The sequence below is a fragment of the Priestia sp. TGN 0903 genome, assembly GCF_050846855.1.
Classification (GTDB): domain Bacteria; phylum Bacillota; class Bacilli; order Bacillales; family Bacillaceae_H; genus Priestia; species Priestia zanthoxyli.
Map to the genome: position 1 here is coordinate 621,417 of NZ_JBOZGL010000003.1, position 15,877 is coordinate 637,293.

Below are 15,877 nucleotides of genomic sequence, written 5' to 3' on the forward strand. Positions count from 1 at the left end.
CAATATGGCAGACGAAATTAAAGTAATAGATGGTGAAATTAATAGAACGCTTAGTGACCTAAGCGCTGCTGCGCAGCAGTTTCAGCCGCTTTTTCCGTTTCACGTCGGAAGCGGACAAGAACTAGAGGTGCTCGATGAATTAAACCAGCTGAACCAGCAGCTGCAAACGTTAATTGTGGACTACAAGCAAACGCTCCTCGATGATTTGAACGCCACCAAAAAATCCGTGCAGTCCATAAAAGAAGCAGATGAAAAAGCTGCAAACGCCGCTAAATAATGTTCATATTTTATATAAAGCTATCAAAAACAACCTTTCAACCAGCATAGATTCGGCATTCAAATAAAAAGGTTTTATTTAGCGGATGATGCAAGCCTTGTAAAGAGGAGCATCCGCTTAGGTTTAGAAAAATGACGGGCGATTGTTCATTAACCGTTTGTTGTTTTTCTACATCGATACAGCTAGGAGGTTACAGGTTATTGAAAACACTTGATGTCGATGCTTTTCACGAAAATATTCAAGCTATCTTAGACTCTATTAAAAGTCAAAAAGAACAAATTCAGGGCCTGATTTCACAGGTTCAGGCATTTTCAAGCTTAGATGATGCGTTTAAAGGAAAAGGAGGAGAAGCGATTCGGTCTTTTTACGAAACGGGACATGCTTCTTTTTTAACGCTGTATCATTCATTACTCACTTCCTATGAAAATCGACTAACTCAGATCACACATGCGCTGCGCTCATTTGAACCGAGCGAAGACGGCTACATCACGCAGCCGTTTCTACAAGACACTATTCCCGCGCATTTAAATCAAACAAGAAATACAACCGTTTCGCTTGTCGATCAAGCGAATGCAGCAATTCAAAAAGTCAGTCATCTTGCTTCTGTTTCAGCGCTTAACGACCAAGGTTTTCTAACAGAAGTAGAACAAGCAAAAAACAAAGCGGACAAAACGATGAACGATTTAGTCCGTTTTGACGAACAGCAAACGCAAAGCCTTTCAGCGATTCAAGATCAGCTGACGTCTTTAAACTCGCTGCTTTCTAAAGTGAAAGCTGGGTTTCAAAATGGTTCCATTCAGCCAGGCAATGTAAGTGAGCTGAGCGCGTTGGCGAAAAAAGCGATGACCGATTCAGGAGGCGTCTCGGTTTTTGAAGAAGGTATTCCAACAACCTTGACAAGAAAAGAAAAACAGGAGAAAGTGATAAAGGAAGTAGGCCTTAAAAAACTGATTCAACTTCAGGCAATGACGCCTGCTGAGCAGTTAAAAGAAATTCACAAGCTTGAAAAAAACTCGCCTTACATAAGAGAAGTGCTAACGCAAATTCAGCAGGATACAGCACCTGCTAACATGAAAAAACTAGCGGAACTGTCACCTGCAGAGCAAGCAGTGGAACTTGAAAAAAGCCCATACCTGCAGGCACTCAACGATTCTTCAACTGTAGGCATGCTAACGTCTCAACAGGTTCTTCAAAACGCTACGGGCGTTGAGGGAATGCTTATGCAGTCGGTGATGAGTCAGGGGCAGATTAGGAGTGTCGGGACTAAAAAAACAGCTGAATCCTTTGACTTTACAGAAATCTGTGAAAATCCTAAAGCTAAAAAAGAAGAAACCGGTATAAAAGCTGTAGTCAAGGACGTAGGAGAAGGTGCTATAACTTTAGCAAAAGGTACAGTTACGGGTACTAAAGGCGTAGTACAAGACGTTTGGGCCGGTATGGGAGAGAGAGCAGATAAACGGTACAACTCCTTGTATGACTTTGGAAACTATATAACGATGGGCGGATTTGATGGCGCTGTTTCCTTCAAAGAAGGCTTAATTGAGCGAGGAGAAAAATCGTTTGATTCACCGTATGACTTCGTCAATCACGCAACGATGGGACTTTTAGATGTAGGGCAGCAGGCACTTAATCCGGACAAACCTCTTTCAAAAGAGCACTGGGAAAACAGCATGTTTCTGTTTGCGAGCGTAATTGGAGGAGCGAAACCCGCAGGAGCCGTAAAATCCGTTCCAAAAGTAACAAACGTTCCGCGTGTACCTGCACATAAAGCAACCAAAACATTAAGCAATATGCGAAATGTCGTCAGCCCAAAAGCAGCAAGCAATTGGTCGAAGAAGGTATATGAACCTGTTCAGAAGAAGCTTCAACCTTTATTAGATGCTGAGATACCTACTTTACGTCCTCGACCTCAACTGGTAGGAATAGGAGAGGCGTTACCTGGAAAGACCGTTGGTGAAGCGTTAAATGGATTAACGACGTATAAGATGGGGAATGTTTCGAAAGGTCAGTCCAAAGCGTTGGAGAAAGTGGAAAAACCTGGTGGTAAAGCGGATGTTGAAGGGGTTTATGATCAGGATGCGGTGGTTAAGGGGAATATAAGATATAAAGAAGGCTACTATATTGAGCATTTAACTGGGAAAGTAGAAAAGTGTACAAAACGTCACGGTGTAAGTGGCGGACATAACTATGATGAATTTAAAAAATACTTTGATAATAGTGATCAATATAAATTAGATGAAGTTAAGAAGGATGAGCATCCAGATGTTAAAGGGGTATACGATATAGAGTATAGATTAAAAGTTGAGATAAAAGATTATAGAGGACAAGGAACCGGAGAATTTAAATTTGTACCAAAGGAAGATAAACCTCCTCATAAGAAAACGGTTTATGACCCTGCTTTAATATCCAGTGACGAAATTGTTCGATTGGGGAATGAAGCAATGGAGGAAGGTATTGAATCGTCAAGAGTTAAACAATTAAAAGGCCAGACAAATAAACAAATGATTCGGGGAGTTTCAAGTAATGGATTGAAGTTTGAAGGATTTAAAAATACTGATACCGGGGAAATAGAAAATTTTTATCCAGTATTGAAATTTGGACAGAACTAAGGAGATAATACAATGAGTACTGTTTTTGATGATAAAAATAAGTTGATTCGAATGTATGAGGAGCAAGGGCTCCATAAAGGTTCAGTTATTGATGTGCTTGGTGATTTTGTAATGGAGTATGACTTTGTTAGGATACTAGAAGGCTTTTTGGAGGAATATGTCGAAAGACGGGATTATATGGGTGTAGTATATTCAGATGAATTTGATAGAGATGATGAAGAATTTTTTGGAGAAAATAGAGTTCTATTCTACTATGGTGTAGATGAAGAAATAGAAAATATTGTAGATTATGAAGAGTTATGTAAATATCTTCAAACTGCATGCCAATTTTACATTAAAAAACATCCTGAGCGTACTGAAAACGTGAAAGAACTTCTTTTTAAGATAAAAGATAAATATAATATAAAAGGTTAATTGATTCCTCTCTTTAAAAAAGAGATTATTGAAGAGTTGTTGATGAAAACTAAAGGCAAATATGCTTATTAAATAAGGGATAGTAAAAGCACTTCTGAATAAATCCAGAAGTGCTTTTTTCTTGAAAACTATAAAAACCATTAGACAAATTACAAAAAAATTTTGAAAAACTCAAAGAAGAATCTATGCATGCTATTCAAATTAAGCGAATTGAGCTATTTTTGAAGAACAGCTAGCAATAAATTAATTTATTATAAGTGGGTGAGAGCGTGGAAAATAATCCGAAAATTATTTTGGGAATACCGGGCACATGGAAAGATAGACAAGCATTTAAAGACAAATTTAACGAAAGTCAACAAGAGTTTGTATACCTAGGGGAACATATAGGCAAATTACAGACGCCTGAATATTTTTATCAAGTGGAATTTGTTAATGAACATATTCCTCATGTAGCTGAAGCGTTTGAGCTTTGTGGAAATGGGACATTTACTAAAGATGATATTGAAACCCTTCAAAATCACCGTAGTATGGCATATATTATTGCAGAAGGTGATCACTTGAGCAAGTTTTTGAAATTATAAGTGTCGGGAAGGCAGTCCTTCAATCGGGCGGTTTAGCAGTGAACGTTGAGTCATCTGGAAAGGCCACTACCAAAGATAATTGGTTAGAATACGTTAACAATGGTACAGAGAACAGAGCATTTGCTGCTTTCGTTCAAATGTCTAGAGAAGAAGATGTGTTTTACACCTGTGGTATGCATAATTTTTGGCTATAAAGATTTACTAACATCTACATCTAATACCAATCCAGCTGAAACAGTAGAGTTGTTTCAAACCTTTTGCCTATATACGTTGATCGAAAATCCTGTATTTAATAGTGGAGAAACATTTAGTGTTGATCCTAAAGCTCCGGTTTTTCAATTAAGGGAAGAATCGTGTGTGCTGTTTGAAAGTGATGACCCTTTTTATAACCCTTATGGGGTTTGGCGTTTAAATAAAATAAGCTAGTCATTTAAAGAACAAGGTTGAAAAACTTTGTCCTTTAAGCGTTAATCGGAGATGTAGAGTGTACTACTAATGGTTCAGTGGTATTACCATATCAATTTGAGGTGGATGGTAAATAATTATTGGGAGGGATTTGTATTGGCACTCAATGATCAAGTGTATGACCAAATTGTAAAGTTATGTAGTGAAGGAAATGCTTTTGTTGAAAAAGGAAAAGATAATAAAGCAATAGAGAGCTATATAGCTGCTCTAGATTTAGTTTCGTTACCGAAGAACAATTTGGAAACAAGTACATGGATTTATACAGCATTAGGAGATACTTATTTTTCTAAGTATGAGTGACTGGTTTACAGTTAAAGATATCCTTGAATTTGAATTAATAGCTCATTAAGGAAAGCCATTAAGAGATGCTATTTTAATACTAATGTAATAAGAGCAAGAATAGGAGAGGTGACGTTTTGTATTTTTACAAGAGACAGTTTTATAATACTTGCTATTTGTTTAAAGTACGTTGTGGAAATGACAATTAGTGGTGGAGTAGGAGAGATAAGATGAAAATAAATGATGCGGTTTTTGGTGAGCTTGAATATAATTATGGATGGGTTAAGTACACTACCATTGAATTTTGTGGAAAAGAAGCTGGAATAGCATTAAGGGTTAAAGGTGAAGAAGACGGTAAGTTTGATGAAGAACAATATAGTGCTTATAACTCATTAGTGCAAAATTGGGAACAATTACAGCAAGGTTTTTTACAAGCAATATTAGACTATTACAAACTAGAGCGCCAAGAACTAGGGTATGACATTGAAGTTAATGAAAATTATCCGCAAATCGAAACGACTAATCAATTACTTGAGATGATAACTTTAGTTGGAATTGTTGTTCCGTATGGAGATATTAATGAAGATCGAGATATTGGGATAACCTTCGATTGTACATGGGACACAGAAAATGGACTAGGGCTTCGTCTATTAAATGAAAAAGTAACTGAAGTGGGTTACCAGGATGTTGCAATTTGAAATAGGCTGTTAAAAAGTAAAAACTCATGATGGTTGTACCGTCAGGGAGTACTGAGCGTAATGATAGAATAGAAAAACGGAGTACGAGCTTAGGCGAGATGACATTTTACTGGGTGATGAATATAGACACATGGCCGATATACAAAAGGTGCCATCCTGTTTTTATAACGTTACGAAATTTATATCCTATATTGTATGTAATCTAATAATAAAAGCATGTGTTGCCTACCGTAGACAATCAAGTGCTTTAAGTACATATGTTTTCTAAATTTCTATGTTAGCTTTAAATTTATAGGTAAGGTTGCTGATTTTTGAAGAAAATAGAAGAAAATGATAAGTATTACCTTGATTTATTAGTAGATTGGAAATTTAACGAATATATTATTTATTCCTTGATTGGCTAAATGCCTTTCAAGGGTTTTTTATAAAGTTGCATGTGATGAGAAGGTATTCAAGGAAGAGTAGAGATAGTAATCAAGAATTAATGACAGTAGGTAATGAGGGGTAAGGCTATATTTGAAAAGTCTTGACACGAAAAGAAAAACAAGAGAACGTGATAAAGGAAGTAGGTCTTGAAAAACTGATTCAACTTCAGGCAATGACGCCTACTGAACAGTTAAAAGAAATTCATAGGCTTGAAAAAACCTCGCCTTACATAAGAGAAGTGCTAACACAAATTCAGCAGGATACAGCACCTGCTAACATGAAAAAACTAGCGGAACTGTCACCTGCAGAGCAAGCAGTGGAACTTGAAAAAAGCCCATACCTGCAGGCGCTCAACGATTCTTCAACTGTGGGCATGCTAGCGTCTCAACAGATTCTTCAAAACGCTACGGGCGTTGAGGGAATGCTTATGCAGTCTGTAATGAGTCAGGGGCAGATTAGGAGTGTCGGGGCTAAAAAAGAAGCTACAAGTCCTAAAAAGCTGACTATTCAACAAAAAGAAAAGCAAGTTATTAAAACAGTTGGACTAAAACAGCTAAAAGAGCTGGAAATGATGCATCCACTGGATCAAAAAAAGAAGCTCGAACAGCTTGAAAAAAAAGCTCCCCATGTTAAAGAAGTTTTTAAACATATTCAAAAGGAAAACAGTCCAAAGGTTCAGCGAGATCTTGCGGCGCTTGCTCATTCTAAAGCAAAATTAGAAAAAGAGTTGAAAAAGTATCCGTATCTATATGAGAATTACAAAAAGCCTGAAATCGCAAGAAGTGTATATGAGGAGGAAGCCAAAAAGCAACAACAGGATGGTCTAGCAGCTGTTTCTTTTGTAGCGGATATGGTGCCAGTGGTTTCCAATGTAAAAGGTGGATGGGAAGCAAGTGTAGGATACGACCCTATTACGGGGAATGAACTATCTAGTTTTGACCGTTCTGTTTCTGGAGCAGGAATTTTCTTTGGCGGCTTTGCGAGAGTGCCAGGGAAAGTGGTGAAATACGGAAGCGAAGGAGCAGAATACGTACTTCGCGTAAACAAAGCAGAAAAGACCGTAACAAAGCATAAGGTTAAAGATGTTTCCAAGGGCGAATCGAAAGCTGTGGAGAAGGTAGAAGAGAGAGGGAAGGCGAAGGAACCAGATAGAAGTATTGGGAATAAGGATACGGGTGAAGTAGCCAATAAATCTGGAAAATCAGCTGAAACACTGGAAGCCGCTAGAGTACAACAACGAACGGTAATACAATCAGTAGAAAGTGGCGAAGTAGTCTTAAAAACAACAAAGCATAAAGGGAACTATGGTGAAATTAAAATGGATGACTTCTTTGAAAGTCAAACCTATACAAGAATTAGTGATGATCGTGTATTAACGTTGAATCAAAAAATTGTTAAAGGAATAGATGGTGTATATGAAAATGCATCTCCACCACCTAAGTATGTAATAGCGGAGGCTAAGTATAATACATCCAGGTTAGGAAAAACAAACGATGGGAAGCAAATGAGTGAAGATTGGATTCTTGGAAATGAAAGGTTAGATAGCACTTTGTCAAAGGAAAAAGCAGACGAAATTGTGACGGAAATGTTGCTCAATCCAGAAAATGTTCAAAGGATTGTTATACAGGTTATGCCTAATGGAAAAGTAGTAAAGAAAATCCTTGAAGAATAAAAGGTGGGAGAGAGAGTATGCTACGGGATAAAATTAAAACTAATATATATTTCGATGAGTTTATTCATTATGAGGAAAAACGAATAGAAAAATTTTTATTATTAATTGAAAAAGTTATTGAAGAAAGAGGGAAAGATGATAAAGGTTTAAAGAATGGATACATAGCATTGCAAGGCTATTATTTTAATAAATTAAGGGCTATGTACTCTGCGGGTTTCTCTGTTCAAAACATTCGTGAGTTTCTACCTGAAGTAATAGGTATTATGGAGAAAGTATGGAATAAAGAAAGTGGGTATATACGTATGCTATGGATGACCTCCATAGCAGTGATGCTAAATATTGAAGATAAAGAATTTAATAGACTTGTAACAATGATTAGGAAAGAAGGGTTAAATGATTATTTGATTAATTATCTTATTGCTTTTCGAAATGGTGAGGCCTCAGATTTTTATGAGCAGAGTGAATTTTATGTGAAAAATCCATATGTAAAATTAAAAGAAGTAATCGAAAACAATAAAATTTCACAAGAGAATTCCATAGAAAAACTGGAAGAATATATAAATAAATATTGGTATGAGGGCCATTCAGATGAAGCATGGTACGATGCGCATGAAAACAAACATGATATTTATAGTGGTTACTGGAGCTTTGAAAGTGGAGCAATCGCAAAAATCTTAAAATTAGATGACTCAGCTTTAAAAGATACTCCGTACTACCCTTATGATATGGTACATTTCCAAGAAAAATAAATGTAATACGCCACAGTGATAAATTTTTACATTAGGAGAACTACAAGATTTGTTTTTAGAATTCATAGAAGAAAGAGATAGCAACAGCTAATTGAAAGTTTGATTACAAAGGTTTCCATCAATATCACAAAAGATGATTATATAGTTCTAACGAATTTTATAACCTTGATTGGCTAAATGCCTTTCAAGGTTTTTTTATAAAGTTGGATGTGATGAGAAGGTATTCGTTTACAATGTAGTGAGACAATAAGAAAATGGTTAGTTTGAGAAGCGAGAGCTCATGAGTAATACCATTAAGGAGTTTTAATTTAATACTTGCTATTCGTTTAAAGTACGTTGTGGAAATCACAATTAGTGGTGGAGTAGGAGAGATAAATGTGGCAGCGTTTAAGCCGGGAGGATTTGCTAATAAATAAAAAGGAGAAATAAGATGAAAATAAATGATGCGGTTTTTGGTGAGCTTGAATATGATTTGGTGTGGTCTAAGGATACTAGCATTGTCTTTTTAGGCCATGAAGTTGAGATAGCGTTAATGGTAAAGGGTGCTGAGGATAGCAAGTTTGATAAGGGACAATATGCAGCATATATTTCACTTATGCAAAATTGGGAACAGTTACAACAAAGCCTTTTGCAATCAATATTAGACTACTACAAACAAGAGCGTCAGGATCTAGGTTATGATATTGAAGTAAATGAACACTATCCATTCGTTGAAACAACTGATGAAATAGCAGAGATGATACGTTTAGATGGAATAGTTGTTCCCTATGTAGGTTCTTTTGACGGTCGGGATATTGGACTTACATTTAATTGTACATGGGATATAGAAAATGGGCTAGGGATTCGTTTATTAAATGAAAAAGTAGCTGAAGTAGGTTACCAGGATGTTGCAATTTGAAATAGGGTGTTAAAAAGTAAAAACTCATGATGGTTGTACGGTCAGGGAGTACTGTGTGTAATGATAAAATAGAAAAACGGAGTACGAGCTTAGGTGAGATGACATTTTACTGGGTGATGAATAGACACAATGAAGATGGTGATAATTTGTAAAGGAAGAAGACGAACGATTACAAAAAACTTGATATACTCTTTTCAAAGTTTTTTGAAAAGTGAATATATAGAAATTCTAGAATGGAATGTTCCCTGTCCAGCCCTTATTGAATCAATTTTTGTTAATGAAGAAGATTTATGACCAGAAGACATAGTGGAGATTGTCTCACCCTATGAAGAAGAATTCCCTATTATTAATTAAAGATATAATGTTACGGGAGGGCGAAAATGAGTAGAGAATATCAAGTAAATGAAAGTAAAGAAGAGATTGATAAATTGATGGTAATCTATTTTAATTTCATAAATGGAAAATATCTAGAAAAAGCATTAAAAAGCTTTGCTGAAAGAAAAGGTTATGGACAAGAGATTGTCTTTGCTCTTTTTCAGTCTGATTTAGATGAATATGATATGGCGCAACTGCCTAGACTACTAGATGAAAAACATGTTTTGATAGAGTTGGGATATCCAGCTGTTAAAATTGAACAAATAGCTTTTTTAGATTTTAAAACATTTTATGATTATTTAGATATAAATGTACATAAGGAAATGGAGAAAAAACCAGAGAAAACTGAGCTGATAGATTTATTGGCAGAAGTGAAACGTAGTTTATGTATATAATTTTTTTATCATTACCTAAAAAGGCACTCTATCACCTGAATGGGGAATTAAGTGACAAAGCGTTGTAAACTCACTACTGAGTTTTGGATATATGATAAAAATCTAGCTTTTATAAACTGGTAACGATCCCCTGAATATATAGTAAAGCAATTGAAGCACAGCGATCAAGCACCATATTTTGAAAACATAAATCGTAGTAGTGTCTGTTAAAGGAAACAGGTCTTGAAAAACTAATGCGACTTCAGATAATGACGCCTGTTGAACAGTTACAAGCCATTCACATGCTTGAACAAACATCACCTTACATAAGAGGTAAAGAATATATTTATTCCTATAAATAGTATGGGCATAATGGTTTGAAGATATTTGGCAAGTTAAATTACCAATGGATAGAAAGGGAGAAAAGCACCATGAAATTTCAAGAGGATATTTCTATTTTATACAAAATGCGTTTTCTAGATAATGAAGGAGATAACATTGAAGAGTTTGAAAATATTCTTAATGAATTATCGCACAGAGGAACAAATGATATAATCCCTGACCTTTGTACAGTTTTTGAGGAAGATATTGCTGAGCCATCAGCTGGCGATTACCTTATTGAAACGATATTTTATATTGCTGACCGTTCTGGGACGGAGGAAGGACTATACAACTTGGCTATTGGTATTCCTAAAATGTTACCTCATGCAGAATTCTGGGCGGAAAGAATTCATCGGAGACTTTTAAATTCGGAAGGTTTAGTAGCATCTTATATTAACGCGTTAGAAGATGTAGATAGCTCAACAAAACAAATAATTAAAGGAATTCTTCTTGAGATAAGAGAGGACAATCCAGATGTATATTCAGAAAAAGTTAATTCAATCTTAGAGAAATTAAATGAAAATCAATAAAACAGAATCTGTACATAAAGCAACTAAAATATTACTTGATATCGGACCTGTCATCAGCACAAAAGCAGCAAGATCTTGAAGATGTTAAGGTAGCGGGGTTATATGTAGGAGTAGATTTACATAAGGAGCATCATACGGCTGTTATGATTAATTGGTGTTAAGAGAAACTAGGAGAAATACAACTTGAGAATAAATCATCTGCATTCTTTTTGATACTAAGGGGGATTTAAATGAAACCTCATTATTTTACAATCGGTGTTTACGGAAGAAATGTTTACAGAAAGTATAATTAATAGATGATTATATTCCATGTGGATGAACTGGAGAATATCCTAAAAGAGATATAAAAATTATATGATAAGGAGTGAAATTTTTGGAAGAAAATAAAGATTTCCTCAATGAATGTATAAGTATTACAAACACTACTATAGATAAGGTTTTTAAAATAGACAGCAATGATGAACAAGAAAAGCAAATCTTGGGTGCGTACCTTTTTGGAATGTTTAATGTGTTGGGGCATGAAGAAAATAGTACACCTGTTGAGATACAGGGTGCTATGATTCAGGTTGCAAATGAAAAACTAAAGTGTTCTTTAGAGTCTGATAATGCTAAACTTTGTTACAAGAAATAATAGTCAACGTAAAAAGCTGTTCGTACGCTTTGTTGAAGTTAAATTTCAGGCTGCATTATTAAAAGAGAAGGGCGTACAGTCTTGCTGTTCGGTAGTGGACTTGTGAAACTTTTTCCCCTTTATCAAAAATAAAAATATGAGACGGAAATGAAAATGGGATATGCTTTTAAATTTAGTGAAGATGGCTATTATATGCCAAGGCTAGGTGCCGAGCTTAGACTAATGAGCAAACAGTGGTGATGATTATAATTATTGAAATTGACGGTTTCTTTCATCAAGTTCTACTTACGGGTAAAAAGTGTTCAAAACAACAATTGAAGCAAATGTATCTTCAAGCCAAAGAGATAACCATTGAGTCAAAAGACTTTTCTAACGTATTTTGCAGGCTCCACAACTTTGAGCAAATCCCCTATTCGAAGGATATTAAGGTTGACTTCGTGTTAGATACTAATACCGATAGAATTTACGCTCTGTCATATTAACAAATGGTAGTGCTTTTAGGTGGGCTTTTAAAAACAAGGGCTCCCTAAGGTGTATACAAGAATCAACGTTTTATATTATTTAATATCTCATAAGAAAAGAATTAGAACGTTTTTATCCTGTTTCCAACAAAGGAGAAAGATACGGAATACAAATTGGTGGAAGAGTATGAAGGAATAGAAGTTTTGTTAGAAGCTATTTTTACAGAAATAAATATAAGATAAAACGAATTTATATATTAAAGAATTAAAAGCGTTAAATCATGAAAATAATAAAGATATTTTGAAATTGGAACCTTTGATACTAGAAATAGAAAAATAAATTAACACAGTATGAGTCAGATAAGGTAGTTACTACGCAATTTGTGTCAACAGAAAGAAATGCCAGGGGTTTTTGTGAAAAATGGGGGGATTATAAAATGACAATAAACGATAAAGTTTTTGGAGAACTTGACTACCAGTATAAATGGGTAGGGTATAGAACTATAAAATTTTTAGGAAAGGATACGAAGGTAGCATTATTAATAGGTGGAGAAGATGATGGAAGCTTCGATGAAGGTCAATACGTGGCATACAGCTCGTTAATGGATAATTGGAACAATGTCCAACATAATATATTGCAGCGAATTCTAAAGTACTATAAGCAAAAAAGGCATGAGCTCGGTTAAGATGTTTCATTTAGCCAAGACTATCCATTAATTGAAACCGTTGATCAATTAATAGAACATATAACACTAGTAGGCATTTCGGTTCCCTATGAATTCCTTCGCGATGGACGTGATATAGGAATCTCATTTGATTGTTCATGGAATCAGGAAAATGGTTTAGGAATTCGTCTTATAGATGAAAAAGTAGAAGAAGTAGGTTATCAAGATGTTGCCATCTAAAGTAGGCTCTTGAAAGTATAGATGATAAGGTTATTAAATCAAGCTTTGATGCAACATTAAAAATTTGATACATCCAAAACAAAAACAACACAATAGTATCCTTTTGTGACTTAAAGGAGTGTATGCATGATTAATTCAAGTAGGATAATGAATGCTCAAGCCATTACTGGCATTTTTGGAAGGATGCTAACGTTTAATGGTTCTGAATTATTAAATGTCCAAATAAAAAGAGATGGTCCAACACTATTCATTGAATTATCTACTAAAGAGATGGTCAAAAATAAGCCTAAACGATGGAATGAATGGGACATAGTATATGTTGAGATGTCGTTTTTTGGTGTAAGAGACTTAGAAATCAATTCATTTGGAACTATGAATGAAATAAAACAGTTCGCAATGGAAGACATTGGGGAAGAGGGATCTATAAAAATTCAGTGTAGTAATAAAATGTCTATTGCGTGTTTATTTGACTGGGCAAGGGTTGAGAAAATAAATCCTGGTTTAATAGGTACACCATAAGAACGATGGTAGAGTGGGTGGATTGGTATGAATGTATATGAAGAATTTATTGAGGTTATGAAACAGAATAACTTGAATAAAGAAGCAGTTATTGATGTTTTGAATAGATATGTAAATGGACATGATTTTTTACAACGCTTAGAAGATTTTAAAAATAAAGAAGGAGAGCGTCGGGAGTATAGTGGAGTAATTTATTCCGATGAATATGAACAAGATGATGATGGGTATTTTGGACAACATCACGTTTTATTTTATTCAGGAAATGGTGATGAAGACTATGATATTGTGAATGATGAGGAGTTGTATCCGTATATCAGTGCTGCATGTGAATTTTACATAAGGAAACACCTTGAAAAGGAAAAGATTATTAAAGAATTATTATTGCAAATAAAAGACAAATATAATCATAGTAACAGCCCTTTAGAATAATTCGAAAAGGCTTTTTTACGGGCCATTATAAGCAGAGGGAGGAATTTTTATTCTTGCTTTGTAACTTTAAAATAATAAGTTGTTTCGTGATAAATTATGCTAACGATAGAAAAAATGAGTTGCGGAGCTTATATTATAAAACCACTCAATATCCCTGTTTCTTGTATCCCCCAAAGGAGGAGAAAAATTGGCTTGATGTGTACTTTCCTGCTCTTGGATTAGAACCACTTCAGTGGCTCTATGAAGTAGTTGAGCAAATAAAAGAAGCTGTTAAAACAAAATAGAGTCATGGTGATGAAAACGGTAATTTGGTCTACAGCTTTTATGGGTTATTGATTGGGTTAATAAAGGTATGAATAATCGTACAAACATTGAGGTGGATGGAAAGGTAGCGATGATTAAATATAACTATAGATTTAAGTATATAGAGGAATTTAATGTGGTGGTAATGGATTTTGATGAAGAAAAGTCTCTAGAATTTGCTAATATGATAAATGATCCTTTAGGATCTGATATACCTTGGAGGTTAAGCGAGTTAAAAAATGATATTGAACATTTTATTGATTTATTAAAAGGGAACATACCTCACTATAAACACGGAGGAAATGCTTCTAGCATAGTAGCCTATAAAGATTTCACTATCATTGAAGATCCATTTTACGACGAAGAGGAAGATGAGGTTGAACCAGTATGTAAATTAGAAACAGTTGAGTTTGTTAAAATCATATTGGTTTGGGCTTATGAAACATATAAGTATAAAAGCCAAAAAAGAGTCATTTCTCAAGAAGATGCAGAAATAGCTATGAATTGGATTGAGGAAAAAATGGAATCCATCACTTAGCCATAAGAAGTGTGAAGTGTACTAAAGCCTGAAACCACAATGGGTGAATGCTACTCAAACTCAGCAAATCAAGCTATTGTTGAAAAACTGTTAGTGCTGGTTTTAAGGCTCCGGTTTTTCTAAATTACTAGTTTAATAAAATAAATCAGTAATCAAAGGACAAGGTTAAAAACGTTGTCCTTTAAACGTTCAGTTACCTATTAGTAAATGTTATTTTAAACTATCTATATAGTAGAAATAGCAATGAAATGGTGAAGAAGCTAATCAATAAGGAGTGAGTTTTAGTGAAAATGGAAAGAATGCATGAAAGTTTATCCATTGAAGATTTAGAACGATTTGAGCATAGTCATTCTATTACAATTCCAAGAGAGTATAGAGATTTTTTACTGGAATATAACGGTGGTTATCCAAATCCAAGTGTTTATAAGATATCTGAAAAGCTGGGTGAAAGTATAGTAAACATTTTTTATGGAATTGGAACCATGTATGACAATTTAGAGAAAAAGTTTGATCTTTTCGACGAGATTGTAGAAGCGGGGTTTATGCCAATAGCAGATGACCCAAGCGGGAATCAAATATGTATTGGGATCAGCAACCAGTATTTCGGACAAGTCTATCATTGGGCTCATGGTGAGGAAACTGAAGAAATGGAAAATATATATTTTTTGTCAAATAGCTTCAACGATTTTCTTAATTGTTTATATGAGGACTGATCATTTTACATATAAAAAAAGAACGGTTGTAACAGGTGACACGAAAGGAGAAGTAACATGAAAAAAGAAAAAAACATAGAGGTTACAAACGAATATAATGATTCTGTCTTTTTGACTGATGGAGTCAGTATTGATGAAATAAAAAAGAGAGAAGATACGATCAACGTAAACTTGCCAGATAGTTATCAAATGAATGTAAATGCTTTTGGTCAAGCAACGGAAGAATCAATTGGCAAATTAGAAGAACTTTTGGGGTTTTTACTTCCCGAAGATTATAAAAAATTTTTAGGTGAATATAACGGAGGAACTTCGAAAGTAAGATATAGTAAATTTTTTGTTGAAGAATTAAAGCAAGAAATTCCTTTAGATGTTTTGTATGGGATAGGTGTAACAAGAACGTTTGATTTAATTGAATGCTATGAAGAGTTTGAAGAAGATATGCTGCCGTGTAGTTTGGTAATAGGAGATGATCCTGGTTCGGGACTTATTGTACTTATTACTGATACGGAAAGGCACGGTGTGTATTACTGGGACCACTCTCTTTCTTTCCCCCAATCTCGTGAAGAAGAAAATACATATAAAGTAGCCCATAGTTTTAAGGATTTTTTAAACGAATTAATTCATCCGAGATAACAGGGCGTGAAGAAACA

At 34.8% G+C, this 15,877-nt stretch carries 17 protein-coding genes and 2 pseudogenes; all 19 read left to right on the forward strand.

Going from position 1 to position 15,877, the window contains the following annotated elements; genetic code table 11:
• Positions 1-4: 4 nt before the first annotated feature.
• Positions 5-277, forward strand: coding sequence for a DUF5344 family protein (locus ACRPLY_RS14200; RefSeq protein WP_028412986.1), 273 nt, complete (start codon positions 5-7; stop codon positions 275-277).
• 200 nt (positions 278-477) lie between these two features.
• Positions 478-2,886 carry a T7SS effector LXG polymorphic toxin gene (locus ACRPLY_RS14205; RefSeq protein ID WP_432231892.1) on the forward strand — a complete coding sequence of 803 codons (2,409 nt, stop codon included), beginning with the start codon at positions 478-480 and terminating at the stop codon, positions 2,884-2,886.
• A 12-nt stretch (positions 2,887-2,898) separates the two neighbouring features.
• Complete coding sequence (gene cdiI, locus ACRPLY_RS14210; protein ID WP_098999515.1) at positions 2,899-3,300, forward strand: ribonuclease toxin immunity protein CdiI; 402 nt, start codon at positions 2,899-2,901, stop codon at positions 3,298-3,300.
• Positions 3,301-3,569: 269 nt separating this feature from the next.
• The gene (locus tag ACRPLY_RS14215) at positions 3,570-3,881 is read left to right on the forward strand and encodes a hypothetical protein (RefSeq protein ID WP_098999516.1); all 312 of its coding nucleotides are present in this window, start codon (positions 3,570-3,572) and stop codon (positions 3,879-3,881) included.
• A 153-nt stretch (positions 3,882-4,034) separates the two neighbouring features.
• Positions 4,035-4,307 carry a DUF4261 domain-containing protein gene (locus tag ACRPLY_RS14220; RefSeq protein WP_157774333.1) on the forward strand — a complete coding sequence of 91 codons (273 nt, stop codon included), beginning with the start codon at positions 4,035-4,037 and terminating at the stop codon, positions 4,305-4,307.
• 135 nt (positions 4,308-4,442) lie between these two features.
• Positions 4,443-4,643: pseudogene (locus ACRPLY_RS14225) on the forward strand (tetratricopeptide repeat protein); the annotation flags it as partial.
• 212 nt (positions 4,644-4,855) lie between these two features.
• Positions 4,856-5,323: a DUF2004 domain-containing protein gene (locus ACRPLY_RS14230; protein WP_098999518.1), complete on the forward strand. Its 468-nt coding sequence runs from the start codon at positions 4,856-4,858 to the stop codon at positions 5,321-5,323.
• 553 nt (positions 5,324-5,876) lie between these two features.
• Entirely contained in the window at positions 5,877-7,421 is a 1,545-nt protein-coding gene (locus ACRPLY_RS14235) for a pre-toxin TG domain-containing protein (RefSeq protein WP_432231893.1), read from the forward strand.
• A 17-nt stretch (positions 7,422-7,438) separates the two neighbouring features.
• Positions 7,439-8,170: a PoNi-like cognate immunity protein gene (locus ACRPLY_RS14240; protein ID WP_325075341.1), complete on the forward strand. Its 732-nt coding sequence runs from the start codon at positions 7,439-7,441 to the stop codon at positions 8,168-8,170.
• Positions 8,171-8,600: 430 nt separating this feature from the next.
• Positions 8,601-9,068 (forward strand): DUF6985 domain-containing protein, encoded by a 468-nt coding sequence (locus tag ACRPLY_RS14245; RefSeq protein ID WP_325077811.1) that lies wholly within the window; start codon positions 8,601-8,603, stop codon positions 9,066-9,068.
• Positions 9,069-9,448: 380 nt separating this feature from the next.
• Entirely contained in the window at positions 9,449-9,838 is a 390-nt protein-coding gene (locus ACRPLY_RS14250) for a hypothetical protein (RefSeq protein WP_098113107.1), read from the forward strand.
• A gap of 410 nt (positions 9,839-10,248) precedes the next feature.
• Positions 10,249-10,728 carry an Imm30 family immunity protein gene (locus tag ACRPLY_RS14255; protein WP_098999522.1) on the forward strand — a complete coding sequence of 160 codons (480 nt, stop codon included), beginning with the start codon at positions 10,249-10,251 and terminating at the stop codon, positions 10,726-10,728.
• A 373-nt stretch (positions 10,729-11,101) separates the two neighbouring features.
• Positions 11,102-11,359 carry an Imm48 family immunity protein gene (gene imm48, locus ACRPLY_RS14260; RefSeq protein WP_325077810.1) on the forward strand — a complete coding sequence of 86 codons (258 nt, stop codon included), beginning with the start codon at positions 11,102-11,104 and terminating at the stop codon, positions 11,357-11,359.
• An 898-nt stretch (positions 11,360-12,257) separates the two neighbouring features.
• Positions 12,258-12,725: pseudogene (locus tag ACRPLY_RS14265) on the forward strand (DUF6985 domain-containing protein).
• A 126-nt stretch (positions 12,726-12,851) separates the two neighbouring features.
• Positions 12,852-13,244 (forward strand): immunity 50 family protein, encoded by a 393-nt coding sequence (locus ACRPLY_RS14270; RefSeq protein ID WP_098999524.1) that lies wholly within the window; start codon positions 12,852-12,854, stop codon positions 13,242-13,244.
• 27 nt (positions 13,245-13,271) lie between these two features.
• Positions 13,272-13,673 (forward strand): ribonuclease toxin immunity protein CdiI, encoded by a 402-nt coding sequence (gene cdiI, locus ACRPLY_RS14275; RefSeq protein WP_098999525.1) that lies wholly within the window; start codon positions 13,272-13,274, stop codon positions 13,671-13,673.
• Positions 13,674-14,067: 394 nt separating this feature from the next.
• A complete protein-coding gene (locus ACRPLY_RS14280; RefSeq protein ID WP_098999526.1) occupies positions 14,068-14,514 on the forward strand; it encodes a hypothetical protein in 447 nt (148 codons plus the stop codon).
• A 290-nt stretch (positions 14,515-14,804) separates the two neighbouring features.
• On the forward strand, positions 14,805-15,227 hold the full coding sequence (locus ACRPLY_RS14285) for an SMI1/KNR4 family protein (protein WP_260506539.1): 423 nt from the start codon (positions 14,805-14,807) through the stop codon (positions 15,225-15,227).
• 189 nt (positions 15,228-15,416) lie between these two features.
• Positions 15,417-15,860 (forward strand): SMI1/KNR4 family protein, encoded by a 444-nt coding sequence (locus tag ACRPLY_RS14290; RefSeq protein ID WP_221818147.1) that lies wholly within the window; start codon positions 15,417-15,419, stop codon positions 15,858-15,860.
• Positions 15,861-15,877: the final 17 nt, after the last annotated feature.